Genomic DNA, 15,957 nt, shown 5'->3' on the forward strand with positions numbered 1-15,957 from the left:
GGCGCAGGTCAGAGCAGTTCGAGGTTGCTCTTCAGCTCGAACGGGGTGACCTGGCCACGATAGGCCTCCCATTCCTTGCGCTTGTTGAGCAGCACGTAGTTGAAGACCTGCTCCCCCAGCGTCTCGGCGACGAGTTCGGATGCCTCCATGTACTCCAGAGCGTGGTCGAGGCTCGCAGGAAGTGCCTCGTATCCCAGTGCACGCCGCTCGGCGTCGCTCAGCGACCACACGTTGTTCTCGGCCTCGGGCGGCAGCTCGTAGCCCTCCTCGATGCCCTTGAGTCCTGCCGCGAGCAGCAGCGCGTAGGCGAGGTACGGGTTCGAGGCGGAGTCGATGCCGCGGTACTCGACGCGCGACGACTGGCTCTTGTTCGGCTTGTACATCGGCACGCGGATGAGGGCCGAGCGGTTCGCATGCCCCCAGGTGACGAAGCTCGGCGCCTCGTCGCCTCCCCAGAGCCGCTTGTAGGAGTTCACGAACTGGTTCGTCACGGCGGAGATCTCGTTCGCGTGTCGGAGGAGACCCGCGATGAAGTGTCGGCCGGTCTTGGAGAGCTGGTACTTCGCGCCCTCCTCGTAGAAGGCGTTCTGGTCGCCCTCGAACAGCGACATGTGGGTGTGCATGCCGCTGCCGGGCTGATCGCTGAGCGGCTTCGGCATGAACGTCGCGTAGACGCCCTGCTCGATCGCCACCTCCTTGATCACCGTGCGGAAGGTCATGATGTTGTCGGCCGTCGTGAGGGCGTCCGCATAACGGAGATCGATCTCGTTCTGGCCGGGGCCACCCTCGTGGTGGCTGAACTCGACGGAGATGCCGAGGTCTTCGAGCATCCGCACCGAACGGCGACGGAAGTCGTGAGCGGTGCCACCGGGAACGTTGTCGAAGTAGCCGGCCGAGTCGACCGGCACGGGACCGTCAGGTCCGAACGACGACGACTTGAGCAGGTAGAACTCGATCTCGGGGTGCGTGTAGAACGTGAAGCCGGCATCCGCCGCCTTGGCGAGGGTGCGCTTGAGCACGTGCCGCGGGTCGGCGACGGCCGGCTGTCCGTCTGGCGTCGTCAGGTCGCAGAACATGCGCGCCGTCGGATCGATCTCGCCGCGCCACGGCAGCGTCTGGAACGTCGTCGGATCCGGCTGCGCGAGCAGGTCCGACTCGTAGGTGCGCGTCAGCCCCTCGATCGCCGAACCGTCGAAACCGATGCCTTCCGCGAACGCCCCCTCGACCTCGGCCGGAGCGATCGCCACGGACTTGAGCGTGCCGATGACGTCGGTGAACCACAGCCGCACGAACTTGACGCCGCGCTCCTCGATCGTCCGGAGGACGAAATCCCTCTGCTTGTCCATGGTTACTCTGCGCCCTGGCCCTTTGCGTCGCCCGCGTTCTGCGAGCCCTTAGCGTCCCAGCCCTGCTCCACGGCTTCCTCTTCGGCCCAGGCGCGCGAACGCTCCTTGAGCACCTCGGGCGCGCGGCGGGCTTCGGCCTCCGTGTCGAAGGGCCCGATCCGGTCGATGGAGGGCGAGATCATGCCGAACTCGACCTCGCCGGTCTCGGAGTTGTACCAGTACTTGTGGTCACCGTCAGACATGCCTGTCCCTTCTTCACGTGATGTCATCGATCCTACTGGCGTGCACCGTGGTCGCTAAGCTATCGCCCATGGCAAAAGCGATCGGCGTCGACATCGGCGGCACGGGAATCAAAGCAGGAATCGTCGACCTCGAGCACGGAATCATGGCATCCGACCGGGTGCGGGTCCCCACCCCTGAAGGCGCATCGCCTCAGGATGTCCTGAACGCCGTGCAGACCGTTCTGAAGACCCTCGACGTGCACGACTCGACCCTCCCGCTCGGTGTCGCCTTCCCGGCCATCGTCAAGCGCGGCAAGACGCTCTCCGCGGCGAACGTGTCGAAGGAATGGATCGATTTCGATGCGGAGCGCTTCTTCCGCGACGGACTCGGCCGCAACATCGTGTTCGTGAACGACGCGGATGCCGCCGGCGTCGCCGAGGCCCGCCACGGCGCGGCCAGAGACGTGCGCGGCTTCACCTTGCTCACGACCCTGGGCACCGGCATCGGGTCCGCCTTCCTCTATGACGGCGTGCTGCTGCCGAACACCGAGCTGGGCCACCTCAACTTCGGTGAGTACGAGTCGGTCGAGACGTATGCCGCGACATCGGCACGCGAGCGCGAGGGCCTCAGCTGGGCCGCATGGGCGGAGCGCCTGCAGGCTTTCTACTCGCACATCGAGTTCCTGTTCAGCCCCGACCTGTTCGTTGTCGGCGGCGGCGTGTCGAAGAACGCCGGAGACTTCCTCCCGCTCCTCGACCTCAAGACCCCGATCGTGCCGGCCATCCATCGCAACAACTCCGGGATCATCGGCGCCGCGTCGCTCGCCGGCGACTGATCCTCACCCGCTCCTGAACCTCGAAGGCCCCGATGACTCTGCAGTCATCGGGGCCTTCATCATGAGTCGGGCGGCGTGGACGAACCCGTCTCGACCGGTCAGCGGCGCTCCGTGCGAACCCCGAGGTGGGCGCGGGCAGCGATCGCGACGGAGGACTCCGGGTCGGCGGCCAGCGTCTGCAGCACCGATTCGACGTCGGGCCCGGGGATGCACGCGAGCATCCCGACCAGGCGCCGACGTCCATCGGCGTCGGTCATCGCCATCACCGCCGTCGAAGCACGGACGAGCTCGCCCGTGAACCCTTCACGAGAGGCGAGCGCCTCCAGAGCGTCGCTCGCCTCCACGTCGAGCTCCCCCGCGGCCACCTGCGCGACCAGTGCGGCGACCACGGCGATGTCGCCCGACATACTCCCGACGATGTTCGCGCGAGCACGAACTCGCGGGTCCGCGTGCGTCGTCTGCCGGGCCACGGACGCCAGCGCTCGCGGCGTCCCGATCTTGAGGAGCGCCTCCAGCGCACGGTGTCGCCGCTGCGCGTGCGCTGAGGTGAGCTCCCTCGCGAGAACGGGAACCGCGGGGTCTCCGATCAACGCGAGGGACCAGAGGACCGCGCCGGCCACGTTCGGTTCATCCTCGCGGAGCAGAGCCTCGATGAGGACGGCCGTGTCGCGCTCGTCGCCCTTCTCGAGTGTCAGAGCCAACCTCTGTCGGCCGGACGCGCTCACGGAATCGAATCCACGAATGAGTGCGATGACACGAAGCGCATCGGCCACGTCGCGAGGATCGCTCGCGCGAATGCGATCCAGACGCGAGACGAGTTCGGTCGCGGCGCTCTGTTGGGCCCGCGCGCGCTCGACGAGGCGCTCGACGAGATCCGCCGATGCGAACGCCTCGGAGTCGAGTGCGTCGGCGACCTCCGCCAAGCCGAGGCCGAGCGATCGCAGACTCTCCACGTGGAGCAGCCGCTCGACATCCACTTCCGCGTACTGGCGATAGTGGCCGCTGGTGCGCGCCGTCGGCGAGACGAGACCGATGCGGTCGTAGTGGCGCAGCATGCGTGCACTCACCCCGCTTCGCCGAGCGACCTCCCCGATGAGCATGTCAGTCGTCTCCGACCGTCGGTGCGTCCCGAAGCGCGACCACTCGCCGGGCTTCCTCGATGGCCGCCTCGAAACCATCGTCCGGGTATGCCATGACATGTGCTGTGGCCAGCGCGTGCTCACGAACCCCGGGGTCCGGCGCATCCGTCGCCGCGTCGACGACGGACTCGGCGGCGGGGCCGAGCATCGCGATCGCCCGGCTCAGGCTTCGCTGGAGCTCACGATCTCCGCGGCCGAGGTTGCGAGCCAGCTCGCGGGCGAGTGCGGGGTGCTCACTCTCCGGCGCGAGGCCTGCCGCGGTGCGCCACGCCGCCTTCGCGACTTCGACGTCATCGTCACGCAGCAAGTCCACGGTGATCGCTGACCAGGCACGCCGGTCGCCGAGCTTCGAGAGGCTGTGCAGGGCCTGGCTCCGGGCCTGAGCAGTCGTCGAGTCGAGCTCGGGCAGCAGGAGATCGACGGCCTTCGTCCGATCCTGGCGGGTGATCGCCCATGTGAGCATGTCCCGCACGTAGAAGTCGGGCTCGACCGAGCACCGCTCGATGAGCACCGGCAGGTACGCGTCGTCCGTGTGGATCCCTGCAGTGAGCGCCGTCTGCAGCCTGACTGATGCGTCCGACGCGCTCAACGCGCTGCGCAGCCGGCTCTCGGGGGATGTCATGTTGTCTTGGGTCATGAGGACCACCTCCACATCCCACTTCACACCTTGTCAGCGTGTCAAGGTCAAGACGGGAACAAGACGCAGTTCCGAGGTGCCTCGAAAGTGACCAGCGGATCAGGCCGATTCATGCGAATGGGCCGACCTGTACGCCGGGTTCTGTTCCGGGGTTCTTCGCCCCTTCGACGGCCATCTCTCTCGGCGACACGTTGCCGTGGCACTCTAGCGGTCTACCCGAGGACTCGGCGAGCCGCGTCATCATCCTCTGTCTGACCTTGCTCCGGACGAGGTTTACCTGGCGGGCCATGTCACCATGGCCCCCGGTGGTCTCTTACACCACCCTTTCACCCTTACCCCTTGCGGGGCGGTCTACTCTCTGTGGCACTTTCTCGCGGATTGCTCCGGGTGGGCGTTACCCACCGTCCTGCCCTGAGGAGCCCGGACGTTCCTCGGTGCGGTCACCCGCCACGCGGCCGTCCAGTCGACCCATTCGCACTCCCAGTCTACTTCTCGGGAGGCCATTCCTACTTCTCGGCGGACTCTGCGATCCGGAGGTCCAGGGGCACGTCGATCGGGAAGGAGCCGAAGAGGCGGGTCGTCGCGACCGCGGCCGCTTCACGCACGGCCTCGGCCGCCGCTTCTGCGTGCTCCTGCGGAACGTGCAGGATGACCTCGTCGTGCAGGAAGAAGGCCAGGTGCGGTGCCTGCGCGAAGGGACCGGATGCCGCGGCCGTGGTGAAGCCCTCGGGGATCTGCTGCAGGCGGTGACGGATCTCGGCGAGCCAGATCAGCGACCACTCGGCGGCAGTCCCCTGCACGACGAAGTTCCGGGTGAATCGCCCCCAGTCACGCGCCCGGCGCCGAGCGAGCGCCACGACCGCCGGATCGGCATCAGCGCCGGTGGCATCGGCCTGCAGACGCATCCACTCCACCGAGGGTCGGGGCGATGATCGGCCGAGCCAGGTGGACACGATGCCGCCGTCCTCGCCCGTGCGCGCCGCCGCGTCGACGAGCGCCATGGCGCGCGGGTACACCTTCCTCAGCCGTGGAACGAGCCGCCCACTGTCACCGGTCGTGGCGCCGTACATCGCACCGAGCACCGCGTACTTCGCCTCCTCCCGGGTGGCCACCGCTCCGGATGCGACGACGCCGGCGTACAGATCGCTCCCCCGCGCCGCCCGCGCCATCGCCTCGTCGGAGGCCATCGCAGCGAGCATCCGCGGCTCCAGCTGCGCGACGTCCGCCACGACGAGAGTCCATCCAGGGTCGGCACGCACCGCAGGGCGCAGACTGCGCGGAAGCTGAAGCGCGCCTCCGCCGGCAGAGGCCCAGCGCCCGGTGACCACGCCACCGGGGATGTACACGGGACGGAACCGCCCGTCGTGCACCCACTCGGCGAGCCACGCCCAGCCGTTGGCACTGAGCAGCCGGGAGAGCTTCTTGTACGCGAGCAGCGGTTCGACGACCGGGTGGTCGTGCTCGGCGAGCTCCCACCGGCTCGTGGACTCCACCTGCACCCCGACACGATGCAGCGCCCTGAGCAGCTTCTGCTGACTGTCGAGGTGCAGTGAGGGGTCGCCGAGGAGTTCCCGCACTCGATCGCCGAGCTCGACCATACGACTCGGCGTTCCACCGGCGACCGGACGCGTGCCCAGCGTGTCGGTCAGGATCGCATCGTGCACGCCCTCGTCCCAGGGCAACCCCGCGGCCCGCATCTCCTCGGCGATGAGTCCGCCCGCCGACTCCGCCGCGCACAGCAGCGTGAGGCGACCATCCGGCGCCGCAGCGATCGTCTCCCGCTGCGCCCGGTACTGACCGAGGGCCGTGACGATCGGGTCCTCTCCGCTCGTGTCGTCGAACACGTCGAACAGCGACGGCGCCGCAACGGTCGGCTCCCGCCGCTCCCACTCGTGCGACGCGGGAAGCGGGGTCGGCACCGCAGAGGTGTCGCGCAGGATCGCATGGCACAGCACCAGATCATGGCTGCGAGAGATCCGCACTCCGTCGCTGAGGAGGAGGGCGTAGGTCTCCGCGGCGGTGCGCATGATCCAGCGCGGAGCGTCGGAGGTCTCCGCGGCGTGGACCCATGCGGACAGCTCGTCGGTGCGCACAGACGTGCGGTTCTGCTCTTCGTCGTCGGCGTCGAGCTCGATCGCGACGTACTCCTGTGCGCCGACGGAGATGAGCGCGATGCGGCGTTCGATCCCCGACGCCGGCGCTGTCATCGGCGGCGGGCGCGGGCACCGCTCATGCGAGCCCGGATTCCTCGGTGCGCACGAGGATGCAGCCGCACTCGGGGCAGGAGACCACGAGGTCGTCCGCCGCGCGGCGGATGTCGTTCAGATCGGTGCTGGGAAGCAGGATGCGGCAACCCTCGCAGGTGCCGCGGGTGAGAAGAGCCGCGCCGGCACTGTTCGTCGCGCGACGGGAGTACTCGGCCAGGAGTTCCGGCGAGACGCCTTCGGCCACGGCCGCTCGATCGCGGGCGAGCTGCGCACCCAGATCCGTCGCCGCGGCGACATCTGCCTTGGCCTGGGCGGTGAGCGCCGACCCCTCGGCGGTGGTCGTCTCCAGGAGAGCCTGCTGTGCGGCGACTGCGGCCTCCGCCTCTTCGAGCCGCCCCATGACGTCGAGTTCCGCGTCTTCGAGGTCGCTCTGCCGCCGGGCGAGGCTCGCCAGCTCGTGCTCGAGCGCCTGCGCGTCCTTCGAGCTGGTCGACGCGGCGAGTCGCTCGGCGTCACGGTTCCGGCGCGCCTCGACGACCGCGACATCGGACTCAAGGCGCTTCAGCTCGGTGCGCACATCGTCGCGAGTGCCGGTGAGGGTCGTCAGCTCGCGGAGCTGCTCCTGGCGGATGGCGACGAGCTCGGTGATCCGCCCCGCCTGGCTCGGCTTGGTACGGGCACGCTCGGCCTGCGCGATGCGCCGGTCGAGGTCGGCGATGTCGAGCAGGGTGCGCTGGTTCTCGGGGCTGGCGTTCACGCTCTCAAATCTAGTCGCTGCGCCGACATCCGCCCATCAGCTCACGTCGCCGTCGACGTAGTACCACTGCCGGTCCTCGCGGACGAAGCGGCTGCGCTCGTGCAGGGAGCCCCGCTCGGCGCCCTGCCGCCAGATCGCCTCGAACTCCACGACGCCCTGGTCATCGAACGGACCGCCGGCCACGCGATCGAGCACGAGCAGCCGCCGCCACTCGAGATCCGGCTCGAAGTCGATCGTCCGCGGCCTCGATGTCGGATGCCAGGTGCGCAGCAGGTGACCCGCATCGTGGCGCCCGAACGCCGTGTACCGCGACCGCATCAGGCGCTCCGCCGTCGGAGCGGGGGCGCCGCGCAGCAGTGGACCGCAGCAGCCGCCGAACACCTCGCCGGACGAGCACGGGCATCGCATCGCGTCGTCGATCACCACGTCATCCGACGCCATGTCCGTCTCTGCTGTCATTCCCTCAGCGTACGCTCGGAGGAAACGCAACGGAGGAGTCACGATGACCACTGTCCCCACCTTCACCGCCCACAACGGCTTCGCACTCCCGGCGATCGGGCTCGGCACGTATGCGCTCAACGGCGATGCCGGAGCGGATGCCGTCACAGGGGGCCTCGAAGCGGGGTACCGGTTGATCGACACGGCCTTCAACTACGAGAACGAGGGTTCGGTCGGCCGAGGAGTTGCCGCATCCGACGTCGACCGCTCGGAGATCATCGTCACCACGAAGCTCCCCGGACGCCACCACGCGTCTCCGAAGGCGCGCACCAGCATCGAGGAGAGCCGTTCGCGTCTCGGGCTCGAGGCGACGGACCTGCACCTGATCCACTGGCCGAACCCGGGCCAGGACGAGTACGTCCAGGCCTGGGCTGCGCTCGTCGACGCGCAGGCGCGCGGAGTGGTCCGGCAGATCGGCGTCTCGAACTTCCTGCCGGAACACCTGGAACGCATCGAGCGCGAGACCGGTGTGCGCCCCGTCGTCAACCAGATCGAGGTGCACCCGTACTTCCCGCAGGAGGAGCAGCTCGCCTACCACCGCGAGCACGGCATCCTCACCGAGGCATGGAGCCCTCTGGGACGCGCCAAGGAGCTGCTCGACGAGGCAGTGATCCATGAGGTCGCCGCCGCGCACGGCGTGACACCGGCGCAGACGGTCCTCGCATGGCACGTCGCCCGTGGCACGGTGTCGATCCCCAAGGCGTCGTCCCGGGAGCATCAGGTCGCGAACCTCACGGCGGCCGAGATCGTGCTCGGCGATGCCGAGGTGGCAGCGATCACCGCACTCGGGCGCCCCGACGGACGGCTGTTCGACGCCGACCCGAGGACCCACGAGGAGTCCTGACCCGCGTCTGGTCAGACGTTCTGCGTCCCCAGCACCCGCAGGAACTCGAGTTTGCTCGCTGCCTCGCTGCCCGGCGCCGCCGTGAGCACGATCAGCGCCTGGGACTCGTCCTCGGTGAACAGCGCCTGACAGTCGACCTCGATCTCGCCGAGCTCGGGGTGCACCATCACCTTGTGCTGCTCGAACCGGCGGCTCACCTCGTGCGCGTCCCACAGCTCGACGAACTCCGGACTCCGCGCAGTGAGCGCCGAGACGATCTCGCCTGCCCGTGAACGCGCCCCCATCACACCGTGGGCCGCACGCAGCGACCCGACGAGCGCACGAGCCTGTCTCGCGTGGTCGGCCTCGCGATACCGACGCCGCTCGTCGTCGGGATAGGCGAACCACCGGTAGATGCCGCTGCGGTCGAGACCGGTGAGCGTGCTCGCGTCGCCCACGAGCGCGCGGGAGGCGTCGTTCTGCACGAGCACCTCGTCGAGAAGCGAGACGACGAAAGCCGGGGTGTCGTGCAGCCGGTCGAGCACGCGGAGGATACCGGGGCGCACGTAGTCGGTGACATGTGCTCGGTCGGGTGCGCTGTGTCCGCAGAGTCGGAACAGGTAGTCGCGCTCGTCCTCGGTGAGCCGGAGTGCGCGCGCGAGCGCCGCGAGGATCTGCACGCTGGGTTGCGGACCCCGCCGCTGTTCGAGGCGGGTGTAGTAGTCGGTCGACATGGTCGCCAGCTGCGCGACCTCCTCGCGGCGCAGGCCCGCCGTGCGACGCCGCGGCCCCGTCGACAGCCCGACGTCGGCGGGCGTCAGAGCATCACGGCGGCGGAGGAGGAATTCGGCCAGTGCATCACGGTCCACCCCCGAAGTATCTCCCGGCGGCGTGATCCGATCCAGGGAGCGCCCGTCCCTGGATGACCGCTCACTGGAGGGCGCTCGACGTCGGTCGGATGCTGGATCCATGGACATCAGCGGAAACACCATCTTCATTCCCGGCGCGACCAGCGGCATCGGCCTCGCTCTCGCTCTGAGCCTGCACGAACGCGGCAACACCGTCATCGTGGGCGGACGCCGACAGGACCGGCTCATCTCGATCGCCGCGGAGCATCCCGGCATCCACACGGTCCGGATCGACACGACGGATGCGCGCAGCATCGATGAGGCTTCCCAGGCCGTGCTCGCCGAGCATCCTGCACTCAACGTGCTCGTCACGATGGCCGGCGTCATGCGCGCCGAGGACTGGAGCACGCCTTCCGGATTCCTGGAGATCGCGGAAGAGACGGTCGCCACGAACATCCTCGGTCCGATCCGCCTCATCGCCGCGTTCATCGACCACCTGCGTGCGCAGCAGGACGCCACGATCATGACCGTGTCGTCGGGGCTCGCTTTCGCCCCGCTTCGTGTGACGCCCACATACAACGCCAGCAAGGCCGCGATCCACATGCTCAGCGAATCGCTGCGCCTGCAGCTGGCGGGGACGAGCGTCTCTGTGCTCGAGCTCGAGCCGCCGGCGGTCCGTACGCCGCTCATGCCGGGTCACGAGGACAACGAGGCAGCGATGCCGCTCGACGAGTTCATCGACGAGGTGACGGCACTGATCGAGTCACAGCCGCACGCCACTGAGATCCAGGTCGAGCGGGTGAAGTTCCTCCGCTACGGCGAGGCTCGGGGCGACTACGACCAGGTCGTCGCGACGCTGAACCGGACCGACCCGCACGGACGCTGAGAGCGAGGGGCTGCCGGTTCGCGCCGGCGTCCCCTCAGCGGCGCAGATCGGCCGCGGCCGCCTGCAGCGCATCCGCGGACTGACGGAGCAGCCCGAGCTCGTGGTCCGAGAACGAGGTGTTACGGATGGGCACGGCACCCTTCGCACTCACGATCGACGGCACGGACAGCGCGACCCCGTCGAGACCGTGGAAGTCGCGCAGCACGGTGCTCACGGGCATCACGGCGTGCTCGTCGCGCAGGATCGCCTCGACGATACGCGCGCTGGACAGACCGATCGCGTAGTTGGTCGCGCCCTTGCCCAGGATGACCTTGTACGCGGCGTCGCGCACGTCGACCGCGATGTCCTGCAACTCGTCGAGGGTGAATCGCGGGTGCCCCGGCGTCTCCCACTCCAGGATCGGGACCGTGCCGATCGTCGCCCGCGACCACAGCGGGAACTCCGTGTCTCCGTGCTCGCCGACGATGTACGCGTGCACACTGGCGGTCGAGACGCCGGCGCGCTCCCCCAGCTTCCAGCGCAGCCGGGAGGTGTCGAGCACGGTTCCGGAGGCGAAGATCCGCTCCGGCGGAAGCCCCGTCTCCTCCTGCGCGATCACCGTGAGCACATCGCACGGATTGGTGACGATCACGTACACCGCGTTCGGGGCGACCTCGAGCAGATCCGGCATCATGCGACGGATGATGCCGGCGTTGACCTCGGCGAGCTCGATGCGGGTCTGTCCCGGCTTCTGCTTCGCTCCGGCGGTGATGACCACGACATGCGACCCCGCGGCCACCGAGATGTCGCTGCCGCCGACTATGTCGCTCGAACCGGTGAACTGCGTTCCGTGGGCGAGGTCGAGCACCTCGGCCTCCACCTTCTCGGTCGCGATGTCGTAGAGCGCGACATGTCGGGCCGACCCGCGGATCAGCGCCGCGTAGGCGACACTCGATCCCACGCTTCCCGCACCGACGACCGTGAGCTTCGAGTTCTCGATGATCTCCATGCGCTCAGTCTTACAGTGCCGGGCGCCGATCCGGGAGGGGTGGCGCCGGGAGATCTCAGAGCGCTGCGGCGACGGCGGCGGCCGCGGTGGCGTGCGTGAACCGGAACCCCGTGCGCTCGAGCACCTGAGGGCGCACGTCCGCGTCCGGGAGCAGCAGAGACTCCGCCGCATCGCCGAGTGCGAACCGGAGTACCCAGGTCGGCACCGGCAGCCAGAACGGACGGTGCATCCGGGCCGCGAGGGCACGGCCGATGTCGTTCGCGGAGGCAGGAGTGGGCCCCGTCAGATTGACGGGACCGGCGATCTTCTGGTCCAGCACGTGCCGGATCGCCGCCACCTCGTCGTCGAGTGAGATCCACGGCCAGATCTGCGTGCCGCGTCCGAGCGGGCCGGAGACGCCGAACCTGGTCAGCTGGATGAGGGGCTTGAGCACTCCGCGCCGGTGGATGACGGGCGCCGTGCGCAGCAGCGCGACCCTGGTGTGGTCCTCGGCCTGGCGCGCCTCGGCCTCCCAGCGCACGGTGAGGTCGGCCAGGAACGTCTGACCAGCAGTGGAATCCTCCGTGAGCACCTCGCCAGGAACGGACCCGTAGTAGCCGACAGCGGACGCCGACACGAGGGCCGGGGCTTCGGAGCGCAGAGAACGCAGAGCGGTCGTGATCGTCCGCGTCGCCTGCAGACGAGAGTCGACCAGCTCACGACGGTACCCCTTTGTCCACGGCAGCCGCCCGACACTCGCACCGCCCAGTGCGACGATGGCTTCGGCCCCGGCGAGCACGTCCGGATCGAGGGCACGCTCCCCCGGTGCCCATTGCGCCTCGGCGTCGGACCGCGGAGCCCGGCGAACGAGTGCGGTCACCTCGACGCCGTCGGCGCGGAGCGATGATGCGAGGGCGGACCCGATCAGTCCCGATGCCCCGCTGATGACGATGCGTCGCGCCATGTGTGAGAACTCCCCGTCCCTGATCATCGAGTCTTGCCGTGGGTCCGAGGGTACGCGCTCGAGGCTCGAGGAGCTGCGGGCCTTGCGCCGATCGCTCGCGAAGGGTAGGTCCGGTGATCGATTCCTTCCCCGTCTGTCGCAGTCAATCGGCGCGTCGGTAGTGCGTCCAGATAGCTCCGTTCCGGAGCGGCGTCGCCGAGATCAGCGCGAGCCGTCGCGTGCTCGGCAGTCCGCTCTCGTAGAGGGTCGGTCCGTGACCGACGATCCGGGGCTGGACGAGGAACCGGTACTCGTCGACGAGGTCGAGTCGGTCGAGTTCGGCGGCGAGCGAGACGCTGCCGACAAGCACCCCCGCCGGCGTCTCGTCCTTGAGGTTCTGCACACCCTCGCGCAGATCTCCGGCGATGCGATGGCTGTTCGCCCAGGGGAAGTCCTCGCGAGTGGACGACACCACATACTTCGGCTTGGCGTCGAGCTTGACCGCCCATTCCCTCATCGTGGAATCCGCCTCCACTTCTCCACGAGCGACCGCCGGCCACGCACTCTCCATCATCTCGTAGGTCGTGCGACCCCAGAGCATCGCGCCGGCTTCGTCCATGAGCTGAGTGAAGAGGGGATGGGTCTCGTCATCGGCCATGCCCTCCCGATGGTCGACGCAGCCGTCGAGAGTGACATTGATGCTGAAGGTCAGGAGTCCCATGCGGGGAGCCTAGGACTGCGACGCGGTGACCGCCAGAGTTCGAGGTGAGGTGGGCCCTGCCGGGATCGAACCGACGACATCCACGGTGTAAACGTGGCGCTCTACCAGCTGAGCTAAAGGCCCTGGTGCCCCCAGATGCGCACCCTGAACGGAGTCGGGTAGCCGGAAAGAGCAACCCGTCACGAACGCTGCGTCGTGTTAGACACGAAACGCAGGCTCCTCTGTCGCCAAAACCTTCGCGGGGAACCTATCCTCCGAAGGCTGCCAGCGTAAGTCCAGCAGCGATTGCAACGGCTCCATCGGCAACCTTGTCCACTACCCATGCACGGACTTCGCGAAATCTTTCGGTCGCGGTCGCCCGGTCGGAGGCAGACTCAAGTGCGTTGACTTCGTCGAGCGTCTTCGCCACTGCTTCTTGATCTGAAGCCCTCGCGAAATCTGCAAGTTCCCGTAGCGCTTCGGGAACCGACGGAAGCACGATCTGGTTCTGCGTGATGTCTCCATCGACCTTCGCTTTATGTCCCATCGATCCGACTTGACCGTTGTTGACATACTCTTGCTTACCCAAATCAAAGGTCCCTTCTTGAACGTAGATGATCGGGGCTCCCGAATTGGAAGTCGCGATCACTGGAGCGCTGGGAACGGCCGGCGATTCGGTCGCATGTGAACCCTGCAGCGGTAGTGATTGGCGTATCAGATCGACTTGAGAACCACCATGATGCGTCCGGACGACGTCCCGGTTTAGCCCGGTCAGACGAGGTGGAAGTCTGGGAAAGTAGTAGCTTGGGAATGGAGCCATACGTGCCGGAACGTCATCCCAAACGTGCATCCAGAGCTTCTCATCGTTCATCGTCATGTCGGTCGTGATTTGGTCGGTTGCGTTCGAGATCGAATCAATGTAGGTGTCGGCGTCACCATTACATAGAGCCACAACGGCGCTGAGCCAGCGAGATGCAGCGTTGCGGACACCACCGAGCTGCGTCATCGCTTCAGCTGCCTGGGTAAATTGTCCGAGGGCAAGGTGGCAGAAGATCGCCTGCGCTGCCACAGCGCCGTCTCGGCGACCACCCTCCGCGGCGCGAAGAGCCTCCCGATAGTCACCGCGGAGCATGGCTGTCAGCGTAAAGGCCAGGGCGGCTGACTGCTTCGTTAGCGAATCCTGCACGCTTGCCGCATAGCTTGCGACCTCCATCAATCGATCGATCGCCTCATGCTGGAACGCAAGAAATGTCGCCTCTTCAAGGAGTCTGTCGATTAGCTTTCCCGGGCCCCCTTCTCGATGGCGCGCAAGCATCACTTCAAATGCGCCTGCGAAATTCCCAGTGCGATCGAGGATAAAGGACTTTAGTCGAATCAGGTAAACATCGGCGGGGCGGGAAATAGATGCAGACGCCTCATCGATCAACCTAAGCGCCATTTGGGCTTGGCCTCGAAGAAACAACTGTTCGCTGATCGCCACCACAACGCGCTCCGGTTCGCGAGCGCATCGATCTATCGCTCGCTTCGCGAGAGAAATCAAGAACGCATCGGTTTCCACTCGGACCGCGATACGCGTGTACGCCATCCAAAAAGCGAGCGGCGTCTTCGCTTGAGAAGCGAGTCTGGCATGCCGCAGAGCCGTGTAGTCGTCACCCTCGGCTCCGCGCGCTTCAAGCAGCTGGGTTAGAGCAGCGCGCAGAGGCTCAAACCCCTCGTCGTCGTGATCCAGGGCGGCCAGCAGGATCGGGATGCGTTCTCGGGCCACGGCCGCGTCTGTCAGGTCGATCTGAGAGCCGCGATAGGCGCGAAGCAAAAGGCCCCGATACTTGCCAGCAATAGCGTCGACCATATCGTCGCGCCCCGCCTCGCGATAGTGGTGCCTCGCCTCGACGAAGTAACCGCCCGCCGTATTCGCGTCGCGATACGCCGAAGCGTCAATTCTCTTGGCGAAAAAGTCAGCGGCGCGTGCGTGCGCCGTTACATGCCTTCGTTCGAGCTGCACTAATCTGCCGGACGTAAGTTGGCGAACGACGGGGTTGAGTTCGTACCAGGCGTTCGAGCGATCAAGAATAAAAGACAGTGCTAACCTGTTCCTAGCATTCTCCCAATTGTGAATCGTCGCACCAGCTGCCCTGATCGCCTCGATCCGAAATGGGCGACGGAAGACAGAAAGATTCTCCGCCAGCGTGACCGACTCTGGGTCCAGCCTTCCAAGCGACTGGTGCCAAAAATCGCGTTCGAGTCGTGCTGTGAGTTGAGCAGATCGAGGGGTATGGCGTAGCTCCCACGACTCCCGATCGCGCTCGATCATCTCTTCCAATGGCTGGCCGATGAGGCACGCCACGAAAGCTCGCATAGCCCGCGGGTTGTTCCCCAACCAGACCGACACGTCGACCAATAGGGCTTCGTCGAAATCGTCGAGCTTCTGCCGCTCCTCAAGCATCGTGCGAAGTATGTGAACGCCTTGCTCGCTCCCAAGCTGGCCCATGGTGCGGTACTGCGATCGCTCTGTCCACTCGTCTGGGCTCGGCGAACGAGAGGAGACGATGCAGACTCGTCCCGAATGCACTGAAGCAAGCTTCGCAAGCAGTCGTCGCAGATCGACGGAGAGCACGATTCCGTCAGCATCCAGTTGCGTCTCAAAATTATCCAACACGAGGAGAAGACCCTCGTCCTGAACCGCGCGCACGATGTCGTGCTCCCAGTCGCCACTGTCGCCGACATCCTTAATGCCTGCCATCTCAATCTCTGAGACGACGCTGAGAAGAAACTCCTCGTATAGCGCTCCTTCCACGAGCGTTACGAGCACCTTGGGACCGCTCCATGCTTTGAAGTAGTTCCGAACCGACGTCGTCTTCCCTACCCCTGCGAAACCTTCAACGATGGCTAGCGGAAACTCGGCCTTCCACCCGTCGAAGAGCCAACCAACAATCTCTTGCACGCGACTAGCCACGAATCTCCGTATCCTCAGGTCTGAAGACAGTATGGCGCACACCTACAGGCGACACAGAGGCGCCGCGACGGAACGATTACCGAGGCGAGGGAGCAGGACCACTTCCTAGGTGGGCCCTGCCGGGATCGAACCGACGACATCCACGGTGTAAACGTGGCGCTCTACCAGCTGAGCTAAAGGCCCTGGTGCCCCCAGT

At 66.8% G+C, this 15,957-nt stretch carries 15 protein-coding genes, 2 tRNA genes and 1 other RNA gene; 3 read left to right on the top strand and 15 right to left on the bottom strand.

Annotation, left to right across the window (positions count from 1 at the left end; all coding sequences use genetic code 11):
- Positions 1-8 precede the first annotated feature (8 nt).
- Positions 9-1,346 carry a type I glutamate--ammonia ligase gene (gene glnA, locus OC372_RS04415; protein ID WP_029261804.1) on the bottom strand — a complete coding sequence of 446 codons (1,338 nt, stop codon included), beginning with the start codon at positions 1,344-1,346 and terminating at the stop codon, positions 9-11.
- A gap of 2 nt (positions 1,347-1,348) precedes the next feature.
- Positions 1,349-1,588, bottom strand: coding sequence for a hypothetical protein (locus OC372_RS04420; protein WP_036303297.1), 240 nt, complete (start codon positions 1,586-1,588; stop codon positions 1,349-1,351).
- Positions 1,589-1,656: 68 nt separating this feature from the next.
- Between OC372_RS04420 and ppgK the strand changes: the two genes are divergently transcribed.
- The gene (gene ppgK, locus OC372_RS04425) at positions 1,657-2,403 is read left to right on the top strand and encodes a polyphosphate--glucose phosphotransferase (RefSeq protein WP_029261802.1); all 747 of its coding nucleotides are present in this window, start codon (positions 1,657-1,659) and stop codon (positions 2,401-2,403) included.
- A 98-nt stretch (positions 2,404-2,501) separates the two neighbouring features.
- Here the strand turns inward: ppgK and OC372_RS04430 are convergent, their stop codons facing one another.
- The 6 genes from OC372_RS04430 to OC372_RS04455 form a co-directional block, all read right to left on the bottom strand.
- Positions 2,502-3,602, bottom strand: a complete 1,101-nt coding sequence (locus OC372_RS04430) for a MerR family transcriptional regulator (RefSeq protein WP_315985386.1) — start codon at positions 3,600-3,602, stop codon at positions 2,502-2,504.
- Entirely contained in the window at positions 3,505-4,179 is a 675-nt protein-coding gene (locus tag OC372_RS04435; protein WP_262001029.1) for a HEAT repeat domain-containing protein, read from the bottom strand. The genes OC372_RS04430 and OC372_RS04435 overlap by 98 nt, the downstream gene beginning before the upstream one ends.
- A 114-nt stretch (positions 4,180-4,293) precedes the next feature.
- Positions 4,294-4,650: RNase P RNA component class A (rnpB, locus tag OC372_RS04440), an RNA gene on the bottom strand.
- Between the two features lie 35 nt (positions 4,651-4,685).
- Positions 4,686-6,386 carry a bifunctional 3'-5' exonuclease/DNA polymerase gene (locus OC372_RS04445; RefSeq protein WP_262001030.1) on the bottom strand — a complete coding sequence of 567 codons (1,701 nt, stop codon included), beginning with the start codon at positions 6,384-6,386 and terminating at the stop codon, positions 4,686-4,688.
- A 22-nt stretch (positions 6,387-6,408) separates the two neighbouring features.
- The gene (locus tag OC372_RS04450) at positions 6,409-7,143 is read right to left on the bottom strand and encodes a zinc ribbon domain-containing protein (RefSeq protein ID WP_105710051.1); all 735 of its coding nucleotides are present in this window, start codon (positions 7,141-7,143) and stop codon (positions 6,409-6,411) included.
- Positions 7,144-7,179: 36 nt separating this feature from the next.
- Positions 7,180-7,602, bottom strand: coding sequence for a YchJ family protein (locus tag OC372_RS04455; RefSeq protein WP_262001031.1), 423 nt, complete (start codon positions 7,600-7,602; stop codon positions 7,180-7,182).
- Between the two features lie 43 nt (positions 7,603-7,645).
- Between OC372_RS04455 and OC372_RS04460 the strand changes: the two genes are divergently transcribed.
- Complete coding sequence (locus OC372_RS04460) at positions 7,646-8,485, top strand: aldo/keto reductase (protein WP_262001032.1); 840 nt, start codon at positions 7,646-7,648, stop codon at positions 8,483-8,485.
- An 11-nt stretch (positions 8,486-8,496) separates the two neighbouring features.
- Here OC372_RS04460 and OC372_RS04465 read toward each other — a convergent pair whose 3' ends face one another.
- Positions 8,497-9,333, bottom strand: a complete 837-nt coding sequence (locus OC372_RS04465; RefSeq protein WP_029261795.1) for a helix-turn-helix transcriptional regulator — start codon at positions 9,331-9,333, stop codon at positions 8,497-8,499.
- 100 nt (positions 9,334-9,433) lie between these two features.
- Between OC372_RS04465 and OC372_RS04470 the strand changes: the two genes are divergently transcribed.
- A complete protein-coding gene (locus OC372_RS04470; protein WP_262001033.1) occupies positions 9,434-10,198 on the top strand; it encodes an SDR family oxidoreductase in 765 nt (254 codons plus the stop codon).
- Positions 10,199-10,232: 34 nt separating this feature from the next.
- Here OC372_RS04470 and OC372_RS04475 read toward each other — a convergent pair whose 3' ends face one another.
- The 6 genes from OC372_RS04475 to OC372_RS04500 all read right to left on the bottom strand — a co-directional run bounded on the left by OC372_RS04475 (position 10,233) and on the right by OC372_RS04500 (position 15,944).
- Positions 10,233-11,186, bottom strand: a complete 954-nt coding sequence (locus tag OC372_RS04475; protein WP_105710056.1) for an L-lactate dehydrogenase — start codon at positions 11,184-11,186, stop codon at positions 10,233-10,235.
- A gap of 55 nt (positions 11,187-11,241) precedes the next feature.
- Complete coding sequence (locus tag OC372_RS04480) at positions 11,242-12,129, bottom strand: TIGR01777 family oxidoreductase (RefSeq protein WP_262001034.1); 888 nt, start codon at positions 12,127-12,129, stop codon at positions 11,242-11,244.
- 142 nt (positions 12,130-12,271) lie between these two features.
- Positions 12,272-12,829: a dihydrofolate reductase family protein gene (locus tag OC372_RS04485; protein ID WP_105710058.1), complete on the bottom strand. Its 558-nt coding sequence runs from the start codon at positions 12,827-12,829 to the stop codon at positions 12,272-12,274.
- Between the two features lie 50 nt (positions 12,830-12,879).
- Positions 12,880-12,952 (bottom strand) — tRNA-Val (locus tag OC372_RS04490).
- A 124-nt stretch (positions 12,953-13,076) separates the two neighbouring features.
- Entirely contained in the window at positions 13,077-15,749 is a 2,673-nt protein-coding gene (locus OC372_RS04495) for a hypothetical protein (protein WP_029261790.1), read from the bottom strand.
- Positions 15,750-15,871: 122 nt separating this feature from the next.
- Positions 15,872-15,944, bottom strand: a tRNA-Val gene (locus OC372_RS04500).
- Positions 15,945-15,957 lie beyond the last annotated feature (13 nt).

The organism is Microbacterium sp. Mcb102 (genome assembly GCF_024519805.1).
Classification (GTDB): domain Bacteria; phylum Actinomycetota; class Actinomycetes; order Actinomycetales; family Microbacteriaceae; genus Microbacterium.

Excerpts from the sequence above, each read along its gene's own strand:
- glnA (WP_029261804.1), bottom strand. The coding sequence starts at position 1,346 with ATGGACAAGCAGAGGGATTTCGTCCTCCGGACGATCGAGGAGCGCGGC.
- OC372_RS04420 (WP_036303297.1), bottom strand. The coding sequence starts at position 1,588 with ATGTCTGACGGTGACCACAAGTACTGGTACAACTCCGAGACCGGCGAG.
- ppgK (WP_029261802.1), top strand. The coding sequence starts at position 1,657 with ATGGCAAAAGCGATCGGCGTCGACATCGGCGGCACGGGAATCAAAGCA.
- OC372_RS04430 (WP_315985386.1), bottom strand. The coding sequence starts at position 3,602 with ATGTCATGGCATACCCGGACGATGGTTTCGAGGCGGCCATCGAGGAAG.
- OC372_RS04435 (WP_262001029.1), bottom strand. The coding sequence starts at position 4,179 with ATGACCCAAGACAACATGACATCCCCCGAGAGCCGGCTGCGCAGCGCG.
- OC372_RS04445 (WP_262001030.1), bottom strand. The coding sequence starts at position 6,386 with ATGACAGCGCCGGCGTCGGGGATCGAACGCCGCATCGCGCTCATCTCC.
- OC372_RS04455 (WP_262001031.1), bottom strand. The coding sequence starts at position 7,602 with ATGACAGCAGAGACGGACATGGCGTCGGATGACGTGGTGATCGACGAC.
- OC372_RS04460 (WP_262001032.1), top strand. The coding sequence starts at position 7,646 with ATGACCACTGTCCCCACCTTCACCGCCCACAACGGCTTCGCACTCCCG.
- OC372_RS04470 (WP_262001033.1), top strand. The coding sequence starts at position 9,434 with ATGGACATCAGCGGAAACACCATCTTCATTCCCGGCGCGACCAGCGGC.
- OC372_RS04475 (WP_105710056.1), bottom strand. The coding sequence starts at position 11,186 with ATGGAGATCATCGAGAACTCGAAGCTCACGGTCGTCGGTGCGGGAAGC.
- OC372_RS04480 (WP_262001034.1), bottom strand. The coding sequence starts at position 12,129 with ATGGCGCGACGCATCGTCATCAGCGGGGCATCGGGACTGATCGGGTCC.
- OC372_RS04485 (WP_105710058.1), bottom strand. The coding sequence starts at position 12,829 with ATGGGACTCCTGACCTTCAGCATCAATGTCACTCTCGACGGCTGCGTC.